The organism is Bartonella bennetti, from assembly GCF_045945445.1.
Classification (GTDB): domain Bacteria; phylum Pseudomonadota; class Alphaproteobacteria; order Rhizobiales; family Rhizobiaceae; genus Bartonella.
Window position 1 is genome coordinate 1,379,936 of record NZ_CP174576.1, and the last position, 24,344, is coordinate 1,404,279.

General features: G+C 36.9%; 22 protein-coding genes. 8 read left to right on the forward strand and 14 right to left on the reverse strand.

Going from position 1 to position 24,344, the window contains the following annotated elements:
* Positions 1–99: 99 nt before the first annotated feature.
* From ftsE to ACJTDF_RS06235, 3 genes are read left to right on the forward strand one after another with little or no spacing between them, the layout of a single operon-like run.
* The gene (ftsE, locus tag ACJTDF_RS06225) at positions 100–759 is read left to right on the forward strand and encodes a cell division ATP-binding protein FtsE (RefSeq protein WP_407965424.1); all 660 of its coding nucleotides are present in this window, start codon (positions 100–102) and stop codon (positions 757–759) included.
* Positions 752–1,726, forward strand: a complete 975-nt coding sequence (locus ACJTDF_RS06230) for a cell division protein FtsX (protein ID WP_407965425.1) — start codon at positions 752–754, stop codon at positions 1,724–1,726. The genes ftsE and ACJTDF_RS06230 overlap by 8 nt, the downstream gene beginning before the upstream one ends.
* Positions 1,727–1,730: 4 nt before the next feature.
* Positions 1,731–2,411, forward strand: coding sequence for a YdcF family protein (locus tag ACJTDF_RS06235; protein WP_407965426.1), 681 nt, complete (start codon positions 1,731–1,733; stop codon positions 2,409–2,411).
* A gap of 185 nt (positions 2,412–2,596) precedes the next feature.
* On the opposite strand, the gene ACJTDF_RS06240 is transcribed toward ACJTDF_RS06235, so the two are convergent.
* The 6 genes from ACJTDF_RS06240 to ACJTDF_RS06265 all read right to left on the reverse strand — a co-directional run bounded on the left by ACJTDF_RS06240 (position 2,597) and on the right by ACJTDF_RS06265 (position 11,301).
* Complete coding sequence (locus tag ACJTDF_RS06240) at positions 2,597–4,579, reverse strand: MacB family efflux pump subunit (protein ID WP_407965427.1); 1,983 nt, start codon at positions 4,577–4,579, stop codon at positions 2,597–2,599.
* A gap of 51 nt (positions 4,580–4,630) precedes the next feature.
* Positions 4,631–5,806, reverse strand: coding sequence for an efflux RND transporter periplasmic adaptor subunit (locus ACJTDF_RS06245; RefSeq protein ID WP_407965428.1), 1,176 nt, complete (start codon positions 5,804–5,806; stop codon positions 4,631–4,633).
* Positions 5,803–7,287 carry an efflux transporter outer membrane subunit gene (locus ACJTDF_RS06250; RefSeq protein ID WP_407965429.1) on the reverse strand — a complete coding sequence of 495 codons (1,485 nt, stop codon included), beginning with the start codon at positions 7,285–7,287 and terminating at the stop codon, positions 5,803–5,805. The genes ACJTDF_RS06245 and ACJTDF_RS06250 overlap by 4 nt, the downstream gene beginning before the upstream one ends.
* A gap of 53 nt (positions 7,288–7,340) precedes the next feature.
* On the reverse strand, positions 7,341–8,159 hold the full coding sequence (locus ACJTDF_RS06255; RefSeq protein WP_407965430.1) for an exodeoxyribonuclease III: 819 nt from the start codon (positions 8,157–8,159) through the stop codon (positions 7,341–7,343).
* A 6-nt stretch (positions 8,160–8,165) separates the two neighbouring features.
* A complete protein-coding gene (locus ACJTDF_RS06260) occupies positions 8,166–8,786 on the reverse strand; it encodes a LolA family protein (RefSeq protein ID WP_407965431.1) in 621 nt (206 codons plus the stop codon).
* 91 nt (positions 8,787–8,877) lie between these two features.
* Positions 8,878–11,301: a DNA translocase FtsK 4TM domain-containing protein gene (locus ACJTDF_RS06265; protein WP_407965432.1), complete on the reverse strand. Its 2,424-nt coding sequence runs from the start codon at positions 11,299–11,301 to the stop codon at positions 8,878–8,880.
* Between the two features lie 190 nt (positions 11,302–11,491).
* Here ACJTDF_RS06265 and ACJTDF_RS06270 point away from each other — a divergent pair, with 190 nt between their 5' ends.
* Positions 11,492–12,736 carry a ubiquinone biosynthesis hydroxylase gene (locus tag ACJTDF_RS06270; protein ID WP_407965433.1) on the forward strand — a complete coding sequence of 415 codons (1,245 nt, stop codon included), beginning with the start codon at positions 11,492–11,494 and terminating at the stop codon, positions 12,734–12,736.
* Positions 12,737–14,060: 1,324 nt separating this feature from the next.
* Here the strand turns inward: ACJTDF_RS06270 and ACJTDF_RS06275 are convergent.
* The 7 genes from ACJTDF_RS06275 to rimM all read right to left on the reverse strand — a co-directional run bounded on the left by ACJTDF_RS06275 (position 14,061) and on the right by rimM (position 20,139).
* Positions 14,061–14,840 (reverse strand): succinate dehydrogenase iron-sulfur subunit, encoded by a 780-nt coding sequence (locus tag ACJTDF_RS06275; protein ID WP_407965434.1) that lies wholly within the window; start codon positions 14,838–14,840, stop codon positions 14,061–14,063.
* Between the two features lie 14 nt (positions 14,841–14,854).
* Positions 14,855–16,699 carry a succinate dehydrogenase flavoprotein subunit gene (gene sdhA / locus ACJTDF_RS06280; RefSeq protein WP_407965435.1) on the reverse strand — a complete coding sequence of 615 codons (1,845 nt, stop codon included), beginning with the start codon at positions 16,697–16,699 and terminating at the stop codon, positions 14,855–14,857.
* A gap of 4 nt (positions 16,700–16,703) precedes the next feature.
* Positions 16,704–17,090, reverse strand: a complete 387-nt coding sequence (gene sdhD / locus ACJTDF_RS06285; RefSeq protein WP_407965436.1) for a succinate dehydrogenase, hydrophobic membrane anchor protein — start codon at positions 17,088–17,090, stop codon at positions 16,704–16,706.
* Between the two features lie 15 nt (positions 17,091–17,105).
* Positions 17,106–17,507: a succinate dehydrogenase, cytochrome b556 subunit gene (gene sdhC, locus ACJTDF_RS06290; protein ID WP_249674426.1), complete on the reverse strand. Its 402-nt coding sequence runs from the start codon at positions 17,505–17,507 to the stop codon at positions 17,106–17,108.
* A 744-nt stretch (positions 17,508–18,251) separates the two neighbouring features.
* Positions 18,252–18,689, reverse strand: a complete 438-nt coding sequence (rplS, locus tag ACJTDF_RS06295) for a 50S ribosomal protein L19 (protein WP_407965437.1) — start codon at positions 18,687–18,689, stop codon at positions 18,252–18,254.
* A gap of 200 nt (positions 18,690–18,889) precedes the next feature.
* On the reverse strand, positions 18,890–19,588 hold the full coding sequence (gene trmD, locus ACJTDF_RS06300; protein WP_407965438.1) for a tRNA (guanosine(37)-N1)-methyltransferase TrmD: 699 nt from the start codon (positions 19,586–19,588) through the stop codon (positions 18,890–18,892).
* Between the two features lie 35 nt (positions 19,589–19,623).
* Positions 19,624–20,139: a ribosome maturation factor RimM gene (gene rimM, locus ACJTDF_RS06305; RefSeq protein WP_407965439.1), complete on the reverse strand. Its 516-nt coding sequence runs from the start codon at positions 20,137–20,139 to the stop codon at positions 19,624–19,626.
* A gap of 178 nt (positions 20,140–20,317) precedes the next feature.
* Between rimM and ACJTDF_RS06310 the strand changes: the two genes are divergently transcribed.
* Positions 20,318–21,136 (forward strand): SapC family protein, encoded by an 819-nt coding sequence (locus ACJTDF_RS06310; protein WP_407965440.1) that lies wholly within the window; start codon positions 20,318–20,320, stop codon positions 21,134–21,136.
* A gap of 2 nt (positions 21,137–21,138) precedes the next feature.
* The gene (locus tag ACJTDF_RS06315) at positions 21,139–22,104 is read left to right on the forward strand and encodes a tyrosine recombinase XerC (RefSeq protein WP_407965441.1); all 966 of its coding nucleotides are present in this window, start codon (positions 21,139–21,141) and stop codon (positions 22,102–22,104) included.
* Between the two features lie 26 nt (positions 22,105–22,130).
* Here the strand turns inward: ACJTDF_RS06315 and ACJTDF_RS06320 are convergent, their stop codons facing one another.
* Positions 22,131–22,409 (reverse strand): BolA family protein, encoded by a 279-nt coding sequence (locus tag ACJTDF_RS06320; RefSeq protein ID WP_407965442.1) that lies wholly within the window; start codon positions 22,407–22,409, stop codon positions 22,131–22,133.
* A 131-nt stretch (positions 22,410–22,540) separates the two neighbouring features.
* On the opposite strand from ACJTDF_RS06320, the gene ACJTDF_RS06325 reads away from it, so the two are divergent.
* The gene (locus ACJTDF_RS06325; RefSeq protein ID WP_407965443.1) at positions 22,541–23,161 is read left to right on the forward strand and encodes a J domain-containing protein; all 621 of its coding nucleotides are present in this window, start codon (positions 22,541–22,543) and stop codon (positions 23,159–23,161) included.
* A 187-nt stretch (positions 23,162–23,348) separates the two neighbouring features.
* Positions 23,349–24,335: a cobaltochelatase subunit CobS gene (cobS, locus tag ACJTDF_RS06330; RefSeq protein ID WP_407966235.1), complete on the forward strand. Its 987-nt coding sequence runs from the start codon at positions 23,349–23,351 to the stop codon at positions 24,333–24,335.
* Positions 24,336–24,344 lie beyond the last annotated feature (9 nt).

Here is a 24,344-nt window from a genome sequence, read left to right on the forward strand (position 1 = left end):
TCAATAGAATAATAACACTGAAAAAAGAAAGTAAAATATTATGTATTTAAGAGAGAATTTCCATCATATTCACTCCAAAAACAGAAGTGGTACTTAAAAGTGATTCGTTTTGAAAATGTTGGTTTGCGTTATGGAATGGGACCTGAAGTCCTCCACGATATCAGCTTTCACATTCCCGAAGGATCCTTTCAATTTATAACTGGAGCTTCTGGATCAGGAAAAACATCATTGATGCGTCTTATGTTTCTTGCACTCAAACCAACGCGCGGTCACATTGATTTATTTAGAAATGATACAGCATTACTTAAACGAAAAGAACTTCCTGCTTTACGACGACGTATTGGGGTTGTTTTTCAAGATTTTCGACTGCTTGATCATATGACAACTTATGAAAATGTTGCTTTGCCTTTACGCATCAAGGGACAAGAAGAAGCAACCTATCGCAGTGAAGTGGAGGATCTTTTGCGGTGGGTTGGTCTTGGAAATTATATTCACGTTTTACCACCCGTACTCTCAGGTGGAGAAAAACAAAGAGTAGCGATTGCACGTGCTCTTATTGATCAACCCGAAATTCTTCTCGCAGATGAACCTACAGGCAACGTTGATCCATCTTTAGCATCGCGTTTACTTCGTTTATTTATTGAATTAAATCGTTTTGGCACAGCTGTCATCATTGCCACCCACGATATCTCATTGATGGAGCAAGTTGCAGCGCGGCGTCTAATTCTTCACCAGGGACGGATGACAATTTATGAATAAATCTTCGCTCATGTTCTACATTCCAAACTGGATTTTTACAGTTAATAAAGAAAAAAGAACGCCTATTATTCCAAGTAGTAATATCTCTGGGCAAGCATTAGTTGCAGTCATTGCTATCATGACATTCCTTTCAAGCTTAACATTAATCAGCGTTGATCTAGTGCAACACACCGCCAATAATTGGAACAGCGAAATTAGCTATGAAGCAACAATTCAAATTCGTCCAATTGAAAATGTTGATATTGAAAAAGCTCTCTCTGATGCTGTCAAATTGGTGAAAACATTTCGAGGTGTACAAAACGCCAAAATTATTGATCAAATAGCCACTGAAAAATTACTTGAACCATGGCTTGGAACAGGTATATCCTTCAAAGAATTTCCCATTCCCCGGCTAATCATTGTCACTTTGAAAGAAAATGAAAAAACTGACTTTCAAGCAATCAGTCACGCTATTAAAACACAAATTCCAGGCGGACAATTTAATGATCACAGCTTTTGGGTAAATCGATTTATCACTATGGCACAAACAACTGTTTTTATTGGTTTTACAATTCTAGCTCTCATTCTTGGCTCACTAATCCTTACAATTATTTTTGCTACACGTAACGCGCTAGCAGAAAATGCACATATCATTAATGTCTTATATTTTCTTGGTACTGAAACCGTTTTCATTGCCCAACAGTTTGATTGGCATTTTTTTAAAACTGCATTCCGCGGTGCATTGTACGGCGGTGTGATAAGTACACTGCTATTTAATGCTTTTCTCCTTTGGACAAATTACAATTTAGGATTAGAAAAAACGCGTCAAATTATCGCTTTATTTGGACACTTTTCCATTAGTTTCACCACCTATGGAAAAATTCTCATTCTTATTTTTTGTGTCGCTATCGTCACGATGCTCACCAATCGAATTACTATTCTAGCACAACTTAAAAAAATCGATCAATGCGAAAACGGCCTATTTTAATTTTATGACCCACAACACTCCTGATTCCAATTTTGCCTATGATAGGCTGCAAAACTCTCTTCTTGAGCACAAAATAAATGTTACGAAAAAACGTAAACGATTTTTTTACTATTTGCCACCAACAGTACTCTTTATTTTGATCATCATTCTAATTTTTTGTCTTACTTTTGTTGCTTTTACTGAAAAAGTTGAGCAACTTACCCCTCCGCATCCCTTACCGAAAGTTGACGCAATTATTGTCCTTACAGGAGGGAAAAACAGAATAGAAACAGGATTAGAGCTTTTACAAAAAAAGCTTGGTTCGCGGCTATTAATCAGCGGAGTGAACACAACAACACATCCTAATAAACTGATCCGTATAATGAATATCAATCCTCAACTCTTTTCCTGTTGTGTTGATATTGATCATCAAGCAATCAACACTCAAGGGAATGCTAAAGAAAGTGCTCATTGGATCAACAAGCATCGCTATAAAACACTTTATATCGTTACTCATGATTATCATATGATTCGTTCTTTACTTGAGTTTAAATATTTAATGCCTAATATCAATTTTATTGCCTATCCTATAAAACAAGATGTTGCAGATAGCTGGATAAAACAAGCCAATCGAATACGTCTTCTTGCCCTTGAATATGTCAAAAACATCAGTGTAAAAATAAGAATAATATTGTCTTCTTTGTAAAAAAAATTTCAAATGTCTTTTTACTTTAGACAATTAATCTTTTTTCCCTATTCCCCTGAATTATAGATATTGTTAACTCTTAATATCCCAAAAACTACTCAATAATCTGATCTTTCATTCTGAACAATATCGCCCTTTAGTCTTACAATCACGAAAAGAGTCATCATCCTTTTGAGGAAGGATTCTTAATCACGTGCAAGAGCAACAACAGGATCAAGGCGTGAAGCTTTTCGTGCTGGAAAAAAACCAAAACACACCCCAATAAAAGCTGCAAAGAGAACAGTCATTATGATGGAACGAACAGTATAAATCAATTGTATAGGAGAATTCCCCAATATAAATAAACCTCCAATAGCAAATCCAAAGAGAACCCCTAAACTTCCACCAATCAGACAAACCAAAATCGATTCAATTAAAAATTGTTGCAAAATATCACTCTGGCGTGCACCAATCGCCATACGTACTCCAATTTCATTAATCCGCTCAGAAACAGTGACTAACATAATATTCATCACGCCAATTCCGCCTACAATGAGCGAAATCGCTGCAATCGAAGTCACTAAAAGCGATAAAATCTCTGTACTATTCATAATTTTTGCACGAAACAATTCCGAATTTCTAATAAAAAAATCTTCTTGTCCATGCCGCATAATTAACAAACGCCGAATCATAGTTTCGGCTAATTGCGAATCGACATTATCAGCAACTTTAAGAATAATAGAACGAACATCTGTCCTCCCAAGAAAGCGCATTTGCACCGCCGTATAAGGCAAATAAATCTGTATTGTATCTGATACGCCTCCGTTGTTTTGTGAATCCACAACACCAATAATACGAGCTGGCACATTACCCACACGCACAATTTTTCCAATGGGATCGTCTTGACTATGAGGAAAAAGAACAGAAAGTGCCTCTTTTTCTATTATCAAATCAACGGCTCGATCACGCACGCTTGATTGATCAAATAACCTTCCTTTAATTACTTTTAGCCCTTGTATTTGAAAAAATTGTTCTCCTACACCAATAACAACAGCCTTTGTTTCAATTGCATTATAATACACCATCGAACTTACTGAAATCTGAGAAGTGACACCAGCAACATAAGGTAATTCAGAGAGTGCTTCCGCATCCGCCTCCACTAAACTGGTTATTTTTCCTGACTGTGGATCAGAAAAGCTTTTACCTGGCATAATTGTCAATGTATTGACCCCTAAACTATTTAAATTTTCAAGAATCTTTTTCTGGGTACCATTTCCCAAAGCAATCATTGCAACAACTGAAGCAATACCGATAATTACCCCAAGCATTGTTAAAAAAGTCCGCATTCGATGGGCATTCATAGCCAGTAAAGCCATAATAAACGCTTCACAAAAGCGTCCCATAAAAGCGCGGAAAATTCCCAACTGTTGAGTGCTTTTTAGATTATCTTCTTTTTGAAGAAATTTTTCCTTACTGTTTATTTTTTTAATTTTTGAAACATTATCAGAAATAATCTCTCCATCACTGATTTCAATAATACGATCTGCCCTTTCGGCCACCTGCATATCATGAGTTACAATGATAATAGTCCTTCCCTCTTGATGAAGCTCATCTAAAATATGCAAAACTTCTTGACCACTTTTTTTGTCTAAAGCACCGGTTGGTTCATCTGCAAGAATAATATCAGCATCATTCATTAAAGCACGAGCAATTGAAACACGTTGCTGCTGCCCCCCCGAAAGCTGATTGGGATAATGACTCATCCGATCATACATCCCTAAACGTGTTAAAAGACTCTGTGCACGTTGTTTTCTTATTTCTGCTGAACAGCCTGCATAAATAGCTGGAATTTCAACATTCCCGAGAGCTGTTAATTCTTTGAGCAAATGATAACGCTGGAAAATAAAACCAAAATGATTGCGTCGCAAAGCTGATAAATCATCTGCTGAAAGCAAAGCCGTTTCTTTACCAGAAATCCAATAACGCCCTGAACTTTGTCGATCAAGACACCCTAAAATATTCATTAACGTAGATTTTCCTGAACCTGACGCTCCTACAATTGCGACCATCTCGCCACGCTTAATGGTTAAATTGATGTTTTTTAAAACAGGAACCAATGTCTCACCTGCACGAAATTCACGTACTACATCTTCCAATACAAGAACAGCATCCTTCGATTCTGTTATCATGTTTTAAACCCTGTTTTCACTTTGTAAATTAGAAGATACGAGTAATCCATCTTATGCACCAACCACCACCACATCACCCTCATTGAGCCCAGAAACAATCTCAGCCATTACTTTATTATTAAGTCCGACTGTTACTTGTTTTGCAATCACTTTGTCTCGACCAACCAAAAGCTGCACCCATGCTTTATGCTCTTTCGTCTCATTGCGTAAAGCATCACTTGGAACCAACAATACATTCCGAGCACGTCCTAATATAATATGCACTTGAGCTGTCATATAAGTACGCAAAAAACGATCTTTATTGTTAACATGGATAAGCCCATTATAATAGATAGCCGATGACGCTAAAGAACTCGATCCTGACATGTTAGGATTAATACTAATATCACTACGAATATCTTCAGGAGCGGGTTCTATTGTCTCTAATGATCCCTCATAACGGCGCTGTATATCTCCTAAAATTGTGAAATAAAGGTCTTGTCCAGCATGAACTTTTAAAATATCTGCTTCTGAAATTTGCGCTTTAATTGTCATTTTTGACAAATCTCCTAAAATAACAATTGTTGGTGCTGACTGAGTTGCATTAATATTTTGCCCTTCTTCAACGACGGTTGCTAAAACTGTTCCTGAAGAAGGCGCTGTTATCTGTGTATAGCTTAAATTCACTTCTGCACTTTTCACATCAATTTGTGCTTGCACAATTTGTTGCTGAAGCTGAGCAATTTGAGCTTCACGTATTTTGACTTGCGTCACTGCATCATCAAAATTAGCACGTGAAACTGCGCGTGCTTCAATCATTTTACTTTGACGTGCTAAATTTTGTTTAGCCAAAACAAGATAAGCTTCATGCTCTTTTAAACTTGCATAATAATAGGACAAAACTGCTTTTTTTCTTTTCAGATCATTTTCCTGATCCGTAGGATCAATCTCTGCTATAAGATCTCCTTCTTCTACAACATCTCCAGCTGAAACACGAACAGAAACTACACGCCCTGTTGCACGCGCACCAACAGCCACCAATCGATAAGGACGTACAATTCCAGAAGCTAAAACCGTTTCTTCAATATCACCACGCGTAACCACTGCTGTCATATAATTTGGTGTATTTTTGCTCCCAAATAAAACAAAGAGCATCTTAAAGACAAAGATGATAAAAAGCACACTGCAAAATAAAAAAAGCTTTTTGCGTTTTATCGTTGAATATTTCTCCATAAAATATTTCATCATCGTTTCACCCTTACATGTGAACTGGTAATCTTATCAACGACTTCTGGAAAAGAAACATCAACTACACCATCCCATCCTCCCCCTAATGCCTTCATCAAAGCAATATAATGCTTAGCCAGAATGATATGACTATCACTCAATGACATTTGTGAAGAATAATAAGAACGATAAGCATTGAGTAATTCAAGAAAGCTGGTATTACCACTTTCAAAAAGGCCTTGCGAAAGTTGCAATGAATGTGAATAAGCTGCATTTGCAGCCAACAATTTTTTTAAACGCTGTTGTTCTTTATACAACCGCACCAATGCATTCTCTACTTCTTCTAAAGCTCCTAACACTGCCGCTCGATAAGCAATAAAAGCCTGATCACGCTGAGCACGTCCTACAGCAATAGAGGCAACCACCTGTCCTCCATTAAAAAAAGGAAAGCGAAAATTTGGTCCAAAGGACCAACCAATCGTTGAACCTTTTGCTAATTGACCAATGGATTCTACTGTTGTAGAAATATTACCCGTCAAGCTTAATGAAGGATAACGCTCTGCTTCACGTTGACCAACGCGCGCTGTCGCTTGAGCATATTGACGCTCGGCGCGTCGTAAATCTGGACGTGTTAACAAAATATCAGCAGGAATTCCCACAGAGATTGGCCATTTTGGCTTTGGAATCTGCTTCTTTGCAGCGTTTTTTTGCAAAAAATCCTGCAATGCTACAGGCACACGACCAGTTAAAACGGAAAGACGATGAATACTCATCGATAAATTCACTTCCATCTGTATGATATCTGCCTCTGTATTGATCATTTGCGCTTGTGCATTTGAATTATCCAGCTCTGAGATATCACCGGCTTCCAATTTAACCTTTATTAATTGAGCTGTTTTTCGCTGCAACGCAGCAATAGAGTGTGCAATCGACAGTTTTTTTTGCCAACCACGCATTTCAACATAATTCGTTGCGATATCCCCTAAAAGAGTAACCATTGTGGCTCGCAGATCCTCCACAGAGGCATCAAGGCCATAACGCGCTGCTTCAACTGCCCTTTTATGTCCCCCAAAAAGATCAAGCTCCCAGCTTGCATCAAAACCACCACGATATTGTCTCAAAGAAGTATCCGACTGGCTAGAACTATGATTGCCCACAATTGAACTTGAAACACTTGGTAAAAGATGTCCAATCACCTGCCCTAAACTAGCCCGTGCTTCACGAACCCGTGCTTTAGCAACAGCAATACTGTTATTTGCAACGATTGCATCATTAATTAACTCATTTAAAATCGGGTCATTAAAATTTCGCCACCAGCCCGCGAGTGCAGCCGGATGTTCAGAAATTTGCGCAGACGAATGTTGCCCCCAAATTGTTGGAACAGAAAAAGATGTTTTACGATAATCAGGACCGACAACACACCCTGGCAAAACAAAAAAAAACAGACAAAAAGGACACAAAAGTCCTTTTAATAAAACCTGTTTTACACCACTGGTCTCCATTCATTCCTCTGCATTTTCCGAAAATCAAGTCATTAGATTTCTTCATTCGATGCTTATTTTAAATTGCCTGAAAAATCAAATAAAGTTTGTACTGGAACATGATCTGAAGGTTGAGGCCATCCCCGTGATTCACGAAAAATTGCAAGTTCTTTAACGAAAGGCACTAAATTTGGTGAAGACCAGATATGATCAAGTCGCCGACCGCGATCAGCAAGTGCCCAATCGCGTGCACGATAACTCCACCACGTATAAAGCTTGGTAGGAATTGGAAATTTCATCCGCATCAAATCAACCCATCCACCTTCACAACATAAAGCTTGTAAACGCTCTGTCTCAATCGGCGTATGGCTAACAACCTTCAATAATTGCTTATGAGACCAAACATCCTCTGGCAAAGGAGCAATATTAAGATCACCCAACAAAAGAGACGCTAAACCATCTCCCTGATCCGAACGAATAGAAGACATTTCTTCTAAAAAATCGAGTTTATAACGAAATTTTTCATTCTTGTTTACATCAGGTTCATCACCACCAGCAGGAACATAAAAATTATGAATTCGAATTCTTCTCCCATGAAGTTCAATAACAACTGAAAGGTGACGACAATCCTCCTTTTGACAAAAGAAACGCCTTTCAATACTGACAAAAGGCAAACGAGAAATAATCGCTACGCCATGATAAGATTTTTGACCACTCAATGCGATATGCTGATAACCTGCCGCTTCAAAAAATTGACGTGGAAATAAATCATCTGGACATTTTATTTCTTGTAAGCATAACATATCCACAGAAAAAATATCCAAATACTGAAGAACCTGAGAAAGGCGGAGACGAATAGAATTAATATTCCAAGTAGCGATACGAAAAAGCATTAATTGTTATTCCGACTTCGTAACAGTATTTTTATAAGGAATTACGAACATTTCATTAGAAAATCTAACGTTTGTGCGCACATTCATGATTTGAACAGTTGTTTCTAAATTTTGTTGATCAAGAATTGCCCATTGCCGCAACGCATAACTTTGAGAATCAAAGATTATCTTTATCTGTCCTTTTCCAATCGTTTTATCCCGTAAAATAATCACAACTGTTTTCGGATCTTCTCGAAATGCTAACAAATTTTCTGACGATAAATTAATCGTATTACCTAATAAAAATTTCATTGGTGTTTGAGACAGATGATAAAAACTCCATGTATTTAAAGCACGATTATTAATTCCTACAGATTTACCATCTGCGATAATCTGTAATGGCACTCCTTTGTAACTAAAACGAATTTTCCCTGGACGCTCCAAATAAAATGTTCCTTTAGTCATTTTTCCCTTTGGACTAAATTGAATAAAATCACCTGTCATCGTTTTGATAGCGGCAAAACGATTAATAATATTCTGAGCCCGAACTAACTGCTTCGCTGACTGCGAAAAAGCAGGACTACTCAACAGAAAAAATAACAAAATAATACTAATTATTCTTCTCACCGAAAAAAAATAACCCCTCATACACAATGCTCCTCATGTGCTCACCATACTCCATTGATTTTTATATAGGCAATAGATGATAAGAACTTTCTAAAAATATGCTTTAAAAACTTTATTTAAATGGTTCTTCTGTAGCAGGCACCAAAATTTCTCGTTTTCCTGCATGATTAGCTGGACTAATAATTCCTTCTTCTTCCATCCGCTCAATTAATGAAGCAGCACGATTATAGCCAATACTCAAACGACGCTGAATATAAGAAGTTGAGGCTTTACGATCACGCAGAACCACCATCACAGCCTTTCTATAAGGCTCATCTTCTAAGAAAGAAACAGACGAAACATCACTTTCATGATCTGAAACTTCTTGTGTAATAGCCTCTAAATAATCAGGCCTTGCTTGTTCTTTCAGGTGTGCAACAACCTGTTCAACTTCATCATCTGCTACAAAAGGCCCATGAATACGTTGAATACGTCCCCCTCCCATCATGAAAAGCATATCCCCTTGCCCTAATAATTGTTCAGCTCCTTGTTCTCCCAAAATTGTCCGACTATCAATTTTTGAACTTACAGCAAAAGAAATGCGTGTAGGGAAATTAGCTTTAATTGTTCCTGTAATAACATCAACCGAAGGACGTTGTGTTGCCATAATGACATGAATACCAGCAGCACGTGCCATTTGTGCTAAACGTTGAACAGCTCCTTCAATCTCCTTACCAGCAACCATCATGAGATCTGCCATTTCATCAATAATAACAACAATATAAGGTAAAGGATTTAAATCGAGGGTTTCTGTTTCATACAACGGTTCGCCAGTCTTGTGATCAAATCCGATTTGAACCGTCCGTGTTAATACTTCACCCTGTTTTTGTGCTTCTTTTAAGCGAGCATTAAATCCATCAATATTGCGAACATTAACTTTTGACATTTTGCTGTAGCGCTCTTCCATTTCACGTACAGCCCATTTAAGAGCAATGACTGCTTTTTTAGGATCTGTCACCACAGGCGTCAATAAATGAGGAATACCATCATAAATCGAAAGCTCGAGCATTTTAGGATCGACCATGATTAATCGACATTGCTCAGGTGTTAAACGATAAAGAAGAGACAAAATCATTGTATTAATAGCAACAGATTTACCTGATCCTGTCGTACCTGCCACTAAAAGATGAGGCATTTTCGTTAAATCTGCAACAACTGCTTCACCCCCTATTGTTTTACCCAATGCAAGACCTAATTTTGCTTCGGTATCAAAAAATTCCCGCGCCTGTAAAATTTCCCGCAAATAAACTATTTCACGAGATGCGTTAGGCAATTCTATTCCAATAACATTACGTCCTGGAACTACAGCAACACGTGCTGAAATAGAACGCATAGAGCGAGCGATATCATCTGCTAACCCAATAATACGAGAAGATTTAATACCAGCAGCCGGCTCAAATTCATATAAGGTTACAACTGGACCAGGACGTGCATCAATAATCTCTCCCTTAACCCCAAAATCTAATAAAATATTTTTAAGTTCCTGAGAATTGGCTTTTAAAGTAGCAGGAGAAAGTCGCATATTTTTTACTGCTGATGAAGGAATAGCAAGATAATCTAACAGTGGAAGAGTAAAACGATATTTTGAACGCGCTTTTGAAGTTTTTAACATGTAGTTATCAGAAGCAGAAACAGCTTTATTTTGGAACTCTTGAAAATTTGTTTTTTCATTTAAAAAAACCGGTTCAATTCGATCAAATGAACTTTCCGTTTTTCTAAACCAACTCATGAACGAAAAAAAACGCTCAAAACGGGCTTGTAAAAAATAAAGAAAATGCAAAACTGCTCCAAAAGCTGTAGAGAAAAAACCGCTATGGATTTCATTATTAGAATACTCTTCATTTTCTAATGTCTTAAAAATTGGATCCACACGCACTGAATCATGTTCAAGTGTATCGGTCTGACGTCGCCATACTACATTGCCAGCAAAAATAGCCATTACAAAACTAACAAACGCTAAAGCAACACCCCACAATACGCTCTCTACCGACGAAGAAAAAGAAAATAAAAATAAAGAAATAACGTTTAAAATCTTATCTCCCCAAACACCCCCAAGACCAATCGGCAATGGCCAATTTGTAAAAGATGCAAAAGGGGTCATTAAAGCAAATGCAATTGTAAACCAAATTATTGAAACCAACCATAAAAAAAGACGAAAAATAAAATTATGGATGCTTTTTTGTGCAAGTAACAAAAGTGACCAAAATAATGGAGGCAACAAAATACCAACACTTGCCAAACCAAAAAGTTGCATAGCAAGATCTGAAAAAACCGCACCAGGCCACCCCATAAGATTTGTGATCTCATTATTATTAGCGTAAGTCAATGATGGATCTGCAAAATTCCATGTTGCTAAAGCTAAGATACAAAAAATCAAAAGCCCTAGAAGGCTAAGCCCAATCAAAACCCCTATTTGTTGTAAAAATATTTCAATAAAATGCGAATTTCGATATTCTGGCTTTTTTGGCAAATCATAAAGAGAAGAACCCTGATGCATTCATCAATCCCGAACGTAAAACTCTTAACGCAAGAGTTATATCTAAAATTTGTAACATAAAAAATATTAATACAGTTTTAACCTATATAAATACAACAATTTCTCTTTAAGACTGCACAAAAAGTGATAATAAGGTCAATGGCTATATCATTTAAGATTAAATAAACTGACCAAAAGGGAAAGAAACAGAGTGACTTCCTACACCGATCAAACAATAAAACAATGTGATCTTATTATTGCAGGCGGCGCAGCTGTTGGCTTGGCTCTTGCCGTGGCTCTCAAACATGCAGCCCCTGAACTAAGAATAAATGTTGTTGATGCCACTTCCCAAAGCAGCACATCTAAAAAAAATACACAAGCATTTGCTCTTTCTGCCGCTTCTATTCGTATGCTTGAACAACTACAGTGCTGGAAACATATCAAACCTCACGCTCAGCCTATCCATTCAATAATCATCACCGACGCACGCCTCAATGATCCAATCAAACAAACTCTTTTAACCTTTGAAGGAGATATAACACCCAACGAGCCTTTTGCGAATATGGTTGAAAATAAAAGGCTCATCAGTGCATTAAAACAACGTGCAAAAGATTTGCATATCTCCTTTATCGAAAAAACCACTGTCGTTCATTTCCATCAAGGAAACCACCATACAACCGTCACCTTAAGTAATAAAGAAATTTGGCAAACAAAATTGCTGGTTGCAGCTAGTGGAGCACACACTACACTACGCGAAAAAGCGGGTCTTAAAAGCTTTTCTCATCCTTATATACAAACAGCAATTACATGCATTATCGAACATGAAAAATCGCACCATGGTCAAGCAGTCCAACATTTTTTCCCTGCTGGACCTTTTGCTCTCCTACCTCTCAAAGGTAACCGATTAGCTATCGTATGGAATGAAAAACACCACACTGCACAATATTATCTTAAAGCCGACGCTTTAATCTTTGAAGCAGAAATTGAAAAACGTATTGGTCACCAATTTGGAAAACTTTCTTGGAATGGCGAACGCCAAGCATTTCCCCTAGTCCTTTCTTTAGCAAATCATTGCATCAAACCTCGTTTTGCTCTCATAGGAGACGCCGCCCATACAATCCACCCCATTGCAGGACAAGGGCTTAATCTAGGACTACGGGATAGTGCTGCTTTAGCCGAAGTCATCATCGAAACAGTACGATTGGGTCTTGATATCGGATCAATGACAGCTCTCGAGCGCTATCAAAGTTGGCGGCGTTTTGAGACTGTACGAATGGCCCTCAGTAATGACTGGATCAATAGACTTTTTTCAAATGATATCTTACTTCTGCGCCTATTTCGCGATGTTGGCCTTGGACTTATTAATCAAATGCCAAAAATAAAAAAATATTTTATTCAAGAAGCTTCTGGACTCACCTCCAATGCACCACGTCTTCTCCGCGGGCTCCCACTCTAACAACTTAAAATAGACTCCTTAAATCCTCTATATGTAAACAGAAAACACTCCTCTTTTATCTAAAATTTAAAATCTATATTCTTTAAACATCCTTAAAATAACGATTCCTGGGATTAAGTTGCAATTTTTATGCAAAAATAACCAAATACTTTTGTAGCTCAACAATGAAATAGAATAAGAAATCCATGATATAAATCATTTTATACCGTAATAGTCACAACTTCAAAAGTTTTTGTACAAGCGTGAATAGACACAATTTTAAAAAATGAAATTAACGCCAATCAAAATGTACCTCCATATCTATCACTCTCGAAATTTTGATAAAAAATTAAAAGACAATTAAAAAATGAGCTATGATTATATTTAAGTATGACTCACCATAATTCTTTTTAATAAGGGGAATAAAAGTGTATAATCCTCAAAATATGATCCCTAATAAACAGGCGAAATACGTGCTCGAATCGATACAAAACTGCTGAAACAAAGACAAGTGAAATGCACAGCGAAAAATCCTTAAAATTATCAATATGCATGAAATCAATATCACCGATCTTTTTTTAAAAGAGCACTATTTATAGAAACCTGGGATAATGAGTAAAAATTATAGAATGAGCGAAGACAGAAGCTAAAGCAAATGAAAGAATAGTTAGAAATGGTCATGCGCTTGAAAAATTAAACACTTGAAAAATTAAAATAAAATAACATAAAAAGTACGCGATCCTCACAAAATGAGAGGGTATAAAGCGATACGAATACTCCAATCCCTTAAGATTACTGTATAAAACACAGAGATGATTGTATCTCACCATTCAACCAAAGAGAAAAACATTCTAAAATAAGAACGTTATTCTATAAACCCCAATATTATATACAACATTCGCATATAGAATGTTAATCCTCAAACCTGAAAATTAATGGGCTAGTGTATTATACGATTAACGTATTTCAATGTAATTGATACAACATCATTGTTTAGAGCAAAAGAGTACAGCAAGCACAATCAGCAATACTTTCTTTCTTCAAAAATCAAAACAATCTCAGAGAATCTCAACAACCTAAATCAGATTTCACTATAAACATAGTTTCAAATACAAATTAACCTATAAAATCTAGGTCTTCAGCATATCATTTTTAACAAATGCAAAGCTTAACTAGCAAGCAATGGTATAATAACAATCTTTTGCAAACTCCCTATAACCAATTTGCAAAGAATAAACTTACAGAAAAGACTTTACACTCACGCCTCGTCTGCCTTATCTATTTTCAAAATACACATATGCTAGCGACTAGCACGCACTTGTTTTCTATTTTAGCTGATCAATCTTCAAAGACGTCGTTCAACCATAAGCTTTTTAATTTCAGCAATCGCCTTAGCTGGATTTAAGCCTTTCGGGCAAGTTTGTGCACAGTTCATAATCGTGTGACACCGATAAAGCCGAAAAGGATCTTCTAAATTATCAAGGCGCTCACCGCTCATTTCATCACGAGAATCAACAATCCAGCGATAAGCCTGCAGTAAAACAGCAGGCCCTAAATAACGATCGCCATTCCACCAATAACTTGGGCACGACGTTTGACAGCATGCACAAAGGATACACTCATAAAGACCATCAATTTTCTGACGATCAGTATAACTTTGTAGCCATTCTTTTGCAGGTTTAGGAGAAACAGTTTTTAGCCAAGGCTCAATAGTACGATGCTGTGCATAAAAATGCTTTAAATCAGGAACCAAATCTTTTATAATAGGCATAGAAGGAAGTGGATACACTTTAATTGGATGTTTAACATCATCCATTCCTTTAGTACAAGCTAATGTATTGGTTCCATCAATATTCATCGCACATGAACCGCAAATACCCTCACGGCATGATCGACGAAGTGTTAAAGTTGGATCAATATGATTCTTAATAAATAGAAGTCCATCAAGAATCATCGGGCCACAAGCTGAACGATCCACATAATAAGTATCAAGATGAGGATTTTCCTCATCATCAGGTGACCAACGATAAATATGAAATTCTGTTAAGTGCGTAGCACCTTCAGGTTTAGGCCAAACTTTTCCAGCTTTAACTTGAGAATTTTTGGGAAGCCTAATTTGTACCATAACTCACTTTCCCCTTAATAAACGCGCTTCTTAGGCATAATACGTTTTAAATCTATACCACCGTCCTCTTCAGGCGTTAATGGATCAACATGAACAGGACGGTATGATAATGTCACCTTTCCATCCTGTGATAGATGCGAAAGTGTATGACGACGCCAATTGTTATCATCACGCTCTGGATAATCTTCTCGTGCATGAGCACCACGACTTTCCAAACGAGCAGCTGCAGAATAAACAGTCGTAATTGCATTTGCCATCAAATTTTCAAGCTCTAATGTTTCCACTAAATCAGAATTCCAAATAAGTGAACGATCTGTTACTTTAAGGTCAGAAAGTTCATCCCAAATTTTACTTATCCGTTGACATCCTTGTTCTAAAGAATCTGCCGTACGGAATACCGCAGCATCCTCTTGCATCGCACGCTGCATTTTTTCACGCAGCATAGCTGTTGGGACCTGTCCTTGAGCAAAGCGTAAACGGTCAAAACGTGCTATAATTTCATCAACTGCTGCTTCATTAAGAACTGGAATCTCTGTATTGCGATCTATGACTTCTCCTGCACGAATTGCAGCAGCACGTCCAAAAACCACTAAATCAATCAATGAATTTGATCCTAAACGATTAGCACCATGAACAGATGCACATCCTGCCTCGCCAACGGCCATCAAACCTGGTTGAACACGATCAGGAGAATCAGTTGTTGGATTTAAAACTTCCCCATAGTAGTTAGTAGGAATACCACCCATATTATAATGAACTGTTGGCAAAACAGGAATTGGCTCTTTGGTCAAATCAACCCCTGCGAAAATTCGGGCTGATTCAGAAATCCCTGGTAAACGTTCATGCAATATAGCGGGATCAATATGATTGAGCACCAAATGAATATGATCTTTTTTCGCACCAACACCACGCCCTTCTCGAATTTCAAGTGTTATACAACGTGAAACCAAATCGCGTGAAGCTAAATCCTTAAAAGATGGTGCATAACGTTCCATAAAGCGCTCACCTTCAGAATTAACTAAATAGCCACCTTCACCACGTGCACCTTCTGTGATTAAACAACCCGAACCATAAATACCTGTAGGATGAAATTGAACAAATTCCATATCCTGAAGTGGTAACCCAGCCCGTGCAATCATCCCGCCACCATCACCTGTACATGTATGAGCTGATGTTGCTGAAAAATAAGCCCGCCCATAACCGCCAGTTGCGAGAACAACCATCTTCGCAGAAAAACGATGAATTGTACCATCATCAAGATTCCAAGCCACAACACCTGTACACACACCATCTGTCATAATCAAATCAAGTGCGAAATATTCGATAAAAAACTGTGCGTTATGCTTAAGGCTTTGCCCATAAAGCGTATGCAAAATCGCATGACCAGTACGATCAGCTGCCGCACAAGTGCGTTGGACTGGTGGGCCTTCACCAAACTCTGTGGTATGACCACCAAAAGGACGTTGATAAATTTTCCCTTCTTGCGTACGCGAAAAAGGAACCCCATAATGTTCTAACTCATAAACAGCTGCCGGTGCATTTCGCACTAAATATTCCATTGCATCGGTATCGCCAAGCCAATCAGATCCTTTCACCGTATCATATAAATGCCATTGCCAATTATCAGGTCCCATATTTGACAAAGATGCTGCAATACCGCCTTGCGCTGCAACTGTGTGTGATCGAGTTGGAAAAACTTTTGTGATACATGCTGTTCTTAATCCTTGCTCAGCCATACCAAGGGTTGCACGTAAACCAGCTCCCCCAGCGCCAATAACTACAACATCAAATTTATGATCTACATAGCTATACGCAGCACGCCCCACTCTAGCACCTAGAGATGATATTGCACTCACCATATTGTTAAGCCCCTAATGCGATTTTTAAAAGGGCAAACATCATTATACTGCCCAGAAGAAAACAAAATAAAATATTCAATACTAAAAAGAATATTCGCATACCTTCATTTGGAATATAATCTTCAATAACGACCTGCATACCAAGTTTCATGTAATAAAGACTTGAAAAAATAATCAACCCCATCAAAACTGCAACTATGGGATGTGAAAATCTCGAATAAACAACACTGTAATCCTTTCCCACGCATGACATAACAAGAATAATAAAAAATGTCCAAAGAAGCACATTAGCAAAACTTACCAGATTCTCTAACCAAAAATGCTCTGTTCCCGTATGTGCACTGCCGAAGCCACGCACTTTTCCAAGTTCTGTCCGCAAATCTTTTTTCATTTTTTCTACACCTAGCTAAACAACACCATACCCAATGATCCAAATTGCAATTGTGACAATAAGAGAAATAAAAACTGTAGCCCAAGCAGTTGAGGTTGCTTTTTCTTTGGCTAAACAACGAGGATTCATATTCCAAACAATATGGCGAATACATCCAACCATATGATGAACTCCAGCCAACGTATAGAAAAATAAAAGACAAAGTCCAGGAAAAGATCTATAAATCTGGTTAACCATTTTGAACGCATCAGCACCACAAGCAATTGAAACTAACCAAAGAGCCAAAAAACACATTCCAAAATACAGCACTATACCAGTAATACGATGTGCTATCGAAATTGCCATAGTAATTGACCAACGATAAACACTCAGATGAGGAGAACGAGGGCGATCTTTTGTTGTGGTTGTCTCTATCATAAAAACATCCTGACCTGGCTTTCACTGCAACCTTACTACTACGAGGAAATCCACGCAAAATTATTCAGTGCACGATTATTTCAACTTGTTCAGTCCTAAGGAACTAACATTACAGGTCGGTTATTAAAATGACGGATTAAAGGTCACGCATAAAAAAACCGATTTGTTATACAGCCATAGACCATAAAACTCTCTTTGTTTAGTACAATTTTATCTTCACGTCAAAGGTTTAACATCATTTCTTAAATATAAATATATTTTTTACATATATTTCACTCTACTCTTACTTAAGATCAGCAGGTATATTTTATAATAATTATGATTGTGACTTTTAAAAAATGCATTTTTAATTTCTTTAAGGTTCTATGACAAATCAGCCATTCTTTATAATCCAATATCGAACATTTATGCCCTTACCAACTTTATTGAATAAAAACTGATAAGATCCTTCGCCTGCTATATGCATCATGCACTCTTCTAAAATTTAAGCTTAAATTTATATTATCGTCGCTGAAAATATTAAAATTTTTTTCTATCTTAGTATAATCTCTCATTAAAAATTCTTAAGTTTTCTATTTTCACAAAATACATTCTTCTGTAAATGTTCTTTTTCATGAGAAAAAATTAATAATAAAAAACAAAAGAGGCATTTTTATTCCTTTTTTATCTTAATTATTAAAATAAAAAAGCAGCCTTACAGCTGCATTGTTTAATAAATCTGATTCATATAAATTACTAAGCACTTCACTCTGAGACATTTGTAACATTGTCCGCAACAACTATCTCTTCTGTTTTTTTGGCGCTTTTCTCATCTTTTTTACGGTACTCTCTCTTTTCAGCGATACGTGCTGCTTTTCCTCTGAGACCACGTAGATAGTAGAGCTTCGCACGACGAACTTTACCCCGACGAACAAGCTCAACACCTTCAATTAAAGGAGAATAAACTGGAAATACACGTTCAACTCCTTCGCCATAAGAAATTTTGCGTACTGTAAAAGTTTCATTTAAACCACCCCCTGAACGAGCGATACAAATTCCTTCATAAGCCTGAATACGAGTCCGTGTACCCTCTGTCACACGAACCATCACACGGACTGTATCACCGACCTGAAATACAGGAAGTTGACGTTTTGCTTCAATTTTTGCGCACTGTTCAGCCTCAAGCTGTGCTATAATATTCATCTTTTTATCCTTCGTGTTCTCTTCGAACAATTAGAGCACTCAACCCTCACCAAAAAATTTTAAAATATTCTTTAGGCTATGTCGGATATAGAAAGCGAATACACCATTACTTAATTTTGGGATACACACTTAAACTTAGAATATACAGAAAATTTCTTTGAAGAAAATCATCCTACTAGTATATTATTTTTTGAGATAAATCAAGCTTTCTGATGTTTTTTATTATAAAGAGCATAAAGATCAGGACGACGTCGATGCGTGAGCAATTCAGCTTGTTCTCGTCGCCAATCAGCAATAGCTTTATGATGCCCCGATGTTAAAACCGATGGAATGCTTCGTCCTTCAAAAACAAGAGGACGTGTATATTGTGGATACTCAAGTAAACCATTTTCAAAACTTTCACACTCTGCAGAAATTTTATTGCCTATCACACCGGGTAAAAGCCGTATAATTGCATCCAACAAAACAAGAGAAGCAACTTCTCCCCCTGAAAGAATATAATCACCTATAGAAATCTCTTCTAATTGCCGTGCCTCAATGATACGCTCATCTACCCCCTCAAAACGCCCACAAATCAGTGTTACCCCTGGTCCAACTGCTAAAGAACGCGCATAAGCTTGATCAAAAGGTCGTCCACGTGGACTGAGTAACAATCTTGGTGTATCCAATGGACAACTATCAATTGCTGCTGCTAATACATCAGCACGCATTACCATCCCTGCACCACCACCAGCTGGTGTATCATCAACACTATGGTGTTTATCTAAAGTAAAATCTCGAATTTGTAATGTATTTAGTGACCATATTCCTTGCTTTAAAGCCCGTCCTGCTAAAGAATATCCTAAAATTCCTGGAAACATTTCAGGATAAAGTGTTAAAATACGTGCATGAAATCCCATATTGATAAACCTTCATCCTTCTTTATCTATGCACATTACTCTTGACCATGAGACAAACCAGCAGCTATTGGATCCACAATAAGAAAACCAGAAGCAACACAAATTTTTGGTACAGCCGCCTTACTAAAAGAAATAAGAACCTTTTTACCAGAAACCAACTGTATTTCAATTAAATCACCAGCACCAAAATTAAAGAAACCACTCACTTTGCCTAGAAGTTGTTTTGCACAATTATAAACACAGAGACCGATCAAATCTATTTGATAAAATTCATCTTCAACCAAATCATCAGCCAATTGACTTCTTTCAACATAAAGTTTGATTCCCCTTAAAGCCTCTGCAGCACTACGCTCTTCTATTCCCTTAAAATGTATAATTGCATTATTCTTTTGTACACGAAATGTAACAACTTCATAAGAACGCCCTGTTTCATCATAAAAAACACTATAACCTTTTAAACTATGAGGTTTAGTACTTAATACTTTAATAAAAACATCTCCCTTAATTCCATGCGCTGCACCAATAATGGCAAGATATACTTTCTTTTTCATAATTTTTCCATTACACTTCTTATTATTAAATTTTTTTCCTTATTAAAAAGAAAGAATCATTATAAACTTAAAGATCTCATTTATCCTGTAACTCGCATTCAATATTGTTGCCACATAAAATCTTCTAAAAAGGCTCATTTTGGTGACAAAATAGAAATTAATCATAAGGAGGATTGTTATGGCAAATGTCATGCTCTTTTATAAAAATGTTATTCCACTTAACAAAGTTACTCATAAAAACCTCAAATTTTCCCCATCAAGTGATATGTCTTTTGCACAGAATACCCATTGGGTTCCTTTAGCCAGTGCTGAATATTTTCAAGCCGCTATAGATTATCCTATTCTATTTATGAGTGCACAAGATGAACAGCAAAAACGCCATTATACATCCGTTGCACTCGTAGGCCTTTCTAATAACGACAATGATTATATTACTACCGATAAACAGTGGAAAAAAGATACTTATATTCCTGCTTTTGTGCGTCGCTATCCTTTTGTTCTTGCAAAAATGCAAAATGAAAAAGAACTTTCTGTTTGCTTTGATCAACAATCAGGTATGTTTAATGAAGTCTCAGGAAAAGATCTTTTCAATTCAGATGGATCTATTTCACCCTTTATGGAAGAATGTATTAATTTTCTTGAAAGTTTTAAAATCAGTATGGAAAAAACCGCTGAATTTATCGATACTCTTGTAGAAATGAATCTTTTATGTCAAAAATCAATTAACGTAAAGAATGACAAAGGAGTATCAGCGCAATTAGAAGACTTTTGGATGGTTGATGAAGAAAAACTCAACAAACTATTTGCTCACCAACTTGCTAAATTGCATAAAAATGGTTTTCTAGGATGGATTTTTGCACATCTTATGTCAATGAATAACCTCTTAAAAATTCTTTCTGTGAAAAGCGAGAATCAACTCCTCAGTGAAGAGCTGAAAAAGCAAAATAGTCAAGAAAATGAAATAAAGCCTAAAAAAAAGAAAAGCACTCTTAACTAAAAATGCTCCTTGAATATGATAGTAAAAATGAAATAATTCCTCTAATTCCAGCTGATCATACTCTTCTCATTGCGAGGAAGAATTGGCTGGATCATCTTACACAAACACGTAGAATGGCCGTTCATACAGTCGTTGCTTATGAACGTGATACAAGGCAATTTTTGATTTTTCTTTGTAAACATTTAGGACATCAACCAACTCTCAACGATCTTGCTGATTTGCGTGTAGCTGATTTGCGCGCTTATTTAGCTTATCGTCGAACACAAAACATAAATGCTCGCTCTTTAAGTCGGAACATGGCGAGCTTACGTTCTTTTTTCAACTATTTATCCCGTGAAAAACTTGTTAATGTCCCTGCTGCAAAACTTGTACGAACACCCAAACATCCAAAATCATTACCAAAACCTTTGACCATAGAATCAGCACTCAGTATAGTGAGAGAAGAAAATCAACAAGAAACTGAACCCTGGATTATTGCTCGTAACACCGCTATCTTGATCCTTCTTTATGGTTGTGGAATGCGGATATCAGAAGCTTTAGCACTCACTCCAGAAAAATTTTCTGATCCCAATATAAAAAGCTTATCTATCACTGGGAAAGGAGGAAAAACGCGCCTTATCCCACTGATACCAATTGTTCATAAAGCAATACAGAATTATCTTAAATGCTGTCCTTATCCTTTAGTAAACAATCAACCAATATTCCGTGGTGTCCGGGGAAAACCTCTACAACCCGCTATTATTCAGCGAACTGTTCAAAACTTACGATCTCATCTTGGCTTACCAGAAACAACCACACCACATGCATTACGTCATTCTTTTGCCACCCATCTTTTATCACGGGGAGGAGATTTGCGCACTATTCAAGAACTTCTCGGCCATGCCTGCCTATCCACAACGCAAATCTACACCCATATTGATACAAATCATTTATTAGAAATTTACCAAAAAGCACATCCACGTGCTTAAAAACTTTTGAACTGAGAAAAAACATGTTAAGTACTTTCAACCTCAAGCGCTAAAGCATGAATGTTTGTTGCCAACTCTTGCTGTAAAACTTTATAAATTGCCCGATGCATTTCTACACGCTTCATACCAGAAAAAGAAGAAGAAAGCATTTTCACCCGGAAATGTGTTTCCCCCTTACCATCAAAAGCATATTCCTCATGAGGATGACCTGCATGAAGATGGCTTTCATTAATTATTTCGAGCTTTTGCGGCAAGAAAGCATCACGCAGTTTTGTTTCAATTATTGTATAAACCGTACAAGACATTTTTTCCCCTTCACAAAAACAGATATTGCAGCTAATTTTTTTAATACAAAATTTAATAGAATTAAGTGTGGAAATAAATTTTTTACAAGTCAATTCTTATCAAAAAGATCGATCTTGCATAAGGCAAAAATATGACAACAACATCTAAATTATTCGACTCAATTCGTATTAGCTCGAACAAAAAAAAACAGAGCCAATTACAAATACAACAATGTCAATGGGAAGGATGTGAAAAAACAGGATCACACAAAGCACCAGCAGGACGAAATCATGAAGGCCAATATTTATATTTTTGTATTGAACATATTCGTGCTTATAATAAAAATTTTAATTATTTCTCAGGTCTCAGCGACAAAGACATTGCGAAGTTTCAAAAAGATTCTCTTACAGGACATCGGCCAACATGGTCTGCAAGCCTTAATAATAGCACTGCAAAAAAAACAGCTTCCGATTACGCAAAAATCCGATCTGGAACCGCTGCTTACCAAAATCGTATGCGTGATCCATTTAAACTTTTTACCCAACGACACTCAAAGAATACGGATACACGAAAACTAAAACCTTTGGAAGCCAAAGCTTTTGAGACTTTGGGATTACAAGAAAATGCTTCAGCTGAAGATATCAAAACAAAATATAAGGAGCTTGTTAAAAAACATCACCCTGATGCTAATGGTGGGAATCGTTCTTCAGAAGAACGCTTTCGTAATGTGCTCCATGCTTATAATTTACTGAAAAAATCTGGCAGATGCTAAAATCTATATTCAAATACTCCATTCTATTGTTCAATTATTAAACACTTAAGATTTTTGAAAAATATCATGCAACACAGCATCTCCTTCATAGCTAATCTCTTTTACCATTAGAGCATTTGCATAAGCGATCCATGTTCTATATTGTTTGACAACAAAATAATAAACAGCGGATATCTTCCCAAAAATGATGACAACAACAAATCTTACAGTCTCAAATATGCCTGACACAACAGTCTGGGCTCAGGATGTATTTAATATCGATACTGAAATGAAAGTGCCTGCTTTTAGCACAAAAAGCCTTCATGTTCCTGATTTAGATCCTGATTATCTTTTTGATCAACAAACAACTTTAGCACTTTTGGCAGGTTTCGCTTTTAACCGACGTGTTATGATATCCGGCTATCATGGTACAGGAAAATCAACGCATATTGAACAAGTTGCTGCACGTCTTAATTGGCCTTGTATTCGAATTAATCTTGATGGACATATTAGTCGCATTGATTTAATCGGAAAAGATGCTATCGTCTTGAAAGACGGTTTACAAATCACCGAATTTAAAGATGGCATTTTGCCATGGGCTTATCAAAATAATATTGCTCTCATTTTCGACGAATATGATGCAGGACGACCAGATGTTATGTTTGTCATCCAGCGAGTGCTTGAATCTTCTGGATGCCTTAGTTTGCTTGATCAAAACCGCGTTATTACTCCTCATCCAGCATTTCGACTTTTTGCAACAGCAAATACTATTGGTCTTGGCGATACAACGGGGCTGTATCATGGTACCCAACAAATCAATCAAGCTCAAATGGATCGTTGGTCGATTGTCACAATATTAAATTATTTACCTCATGATAAAGAAGTTGATATCATTTGCTCGAAGGTAAAATATTTCCAAACTACTGAGGGTAAAAAAACTATCTCACAAATGGTACATGTTGCTGATATGGTGCGCAAAGCTTTTATGAATGGAGATATTTCTACAGTTATGAGCCCGCGTACCGTTATAACTTGGGCAGAAAATACCACAATTTTTCAAAATATTGGTTTTGCTTTCCGTTTAACTTTCCTCAATAAATGTGATGAACTTGAACGAGCAACTGTTGCAGAATTTTATCAACGTGCCTTTGGAAATGAACTTCCTGAATCACTTATTCATCAGGTCTTGCCTTAAGGAATGCGT

What these genes read in the sequence shown, in the direction of transcription:
- ACJTDF_RS06240 (WP_407965427.1), bottom strand. Translation starts at nt 4,579, where the DNA reads ATGATAACAGAATCGAAGGATGCTGTTCTTGTATTGGAAGATGTAGTA.
- sdhC (WP_249674426.1), bottom strand. Translation starts at nt 17,507, where the DNA reads ATGATAGAGACAACCACAACAAAAGATCGCCCTCGTTCTCCTCATCTG.
- ACJTDF_RS06275 (WP_407965434.1), bottom strand. Translation starts at nt 14,840, where the DNA reads ATGGTACAAATTAGGCTTCCCAAAAATTCTCAAGTTAAAGCTGGAAAA.
- ACJTDF_RS06260 (WP_407965431.1), bottom strand. Translation starts at nt 8,786, where the DNA reads ATGAGGGGTTATTTTTTTTCGGTGAGAAGAATAATTAGTATTATTTTG.
- sdhD (WP_407965436.1), bottom strand. Translation starts at nt 17,090, where the DNA reads ATGAAAAAAGATTTGCGGACAGAACTTGGAAAAGTGCGTGGCTTCGGC.
- cobS (WP_407966235.1), top strand. Translation starts at nt 23,349, where the DNA reads ATGACAACAACAAATCTTACAGTCTCAAATATGCCTGACACAACAGTC.
- ACJTDF_RS06310 (WP_407965440.1), top strand. Translation starts at nt 20,318, where the DNA reads ATGGCAAATGTCATGCTCTTTTATAAAAATGTTATTCCACTTAACAAA.
- ACJTDF_RS06250 (WP_407965429.1), bottom strand. Translation starts at nt 7,287, where the DNA reads ATGGAGACCAGTGGTGTAAAACAGGTTTTATTAAAAGGACTTTTGTGT.
- sdhA (WP_407965435.1), bottom strand. Translation starts at nt 16,699, where the DNA reads ATGGTGAGTGCAATATCATCTCTAGGTGCTAGAGTGGGGCGTGCTGCG.
- ACJTDF_RS06315 (WP_407965441.1), top strand. Translation starts at nt 21,139, where the DNA reads ATGCTCCTTGAATATGATAGTAAAAATGAAATAATTCCTCTAATTCCA.
- ACJTDF_RS06325 (WP_407965443.1), top strand. Translation starts at nt 22,541, where the DNA reads ATGACAACAACATCTAAATTATTCGACTCAATTCGTATTAGCTCGAAC.
- ACJTDF_RS06235 (WP_407965426.1), top strand. Translation starts at nt 1,731, where the DNA reads ATGACCCACAACACTCCTGATTCCAATTTTGCCTATGATAGGCTGCAA.
- ACJTDF_RS06255 (WP_407965430.1), bottom strand. Translation starts at nt 8,159, where the DNA reads ATGCTTTTTCGTATCGCTACTTGGAATATTAATTCTATTCGTCTCCGC.
- rimM (WP_407965439.1), bottom strand. Translation starts at nt 20,139, where the DNA reads ATGAAAAAGAAAGTATATCTTGCCATTATTGGTGCAGCGCATGGAATT.
- trmD (WP_407965438.1), bottom strand. Translation starts at nt 19,588, where the DNA reads ATGGGATTTCATGCACGTATTTTAACACTTTATCCTGAAATGTTTCCA.
- ACJTDF_RS06320 (WP_407965442.1), bottom strand. Translation starts at nt 22,409, where the DNA reads ATGTCTTGTACGGTTTATACAATAATTGAAACAAAACTGCGTGATGCT.
- ACJTDF_RS06245 (WP_407965428.1), bottom strand. Translation starts at nt 5,806, where the DNA reads ATGATGAAATATTTTATGGAGAAATATTCAACGATAAAACGCAAAAAG.
- rplS (WP_407965437.1), bottom strand. Translation starts at nt 18,689, where the DNA reads ATGAATATTATAGCACAGCTTGAGGCTGAACAGTGCGCAAAAATTGAA.
- ACJTDF_RS06230 (WP_407965425.1), top strand. Translation starts at nt 752, where the DNA reads ATGAATAAATCTTCGCTCATGTTCTACATTCCAAACTGGATTTTTACA.
- ACJTDF_RS06265 (WP_407965432.1), bottom strand. Translation starts at nt 11,301, where the DNA reads ATGCATCAGGGTTCTTCTCTTTATGATTTGCCAAAAAAGCCAGAATAT.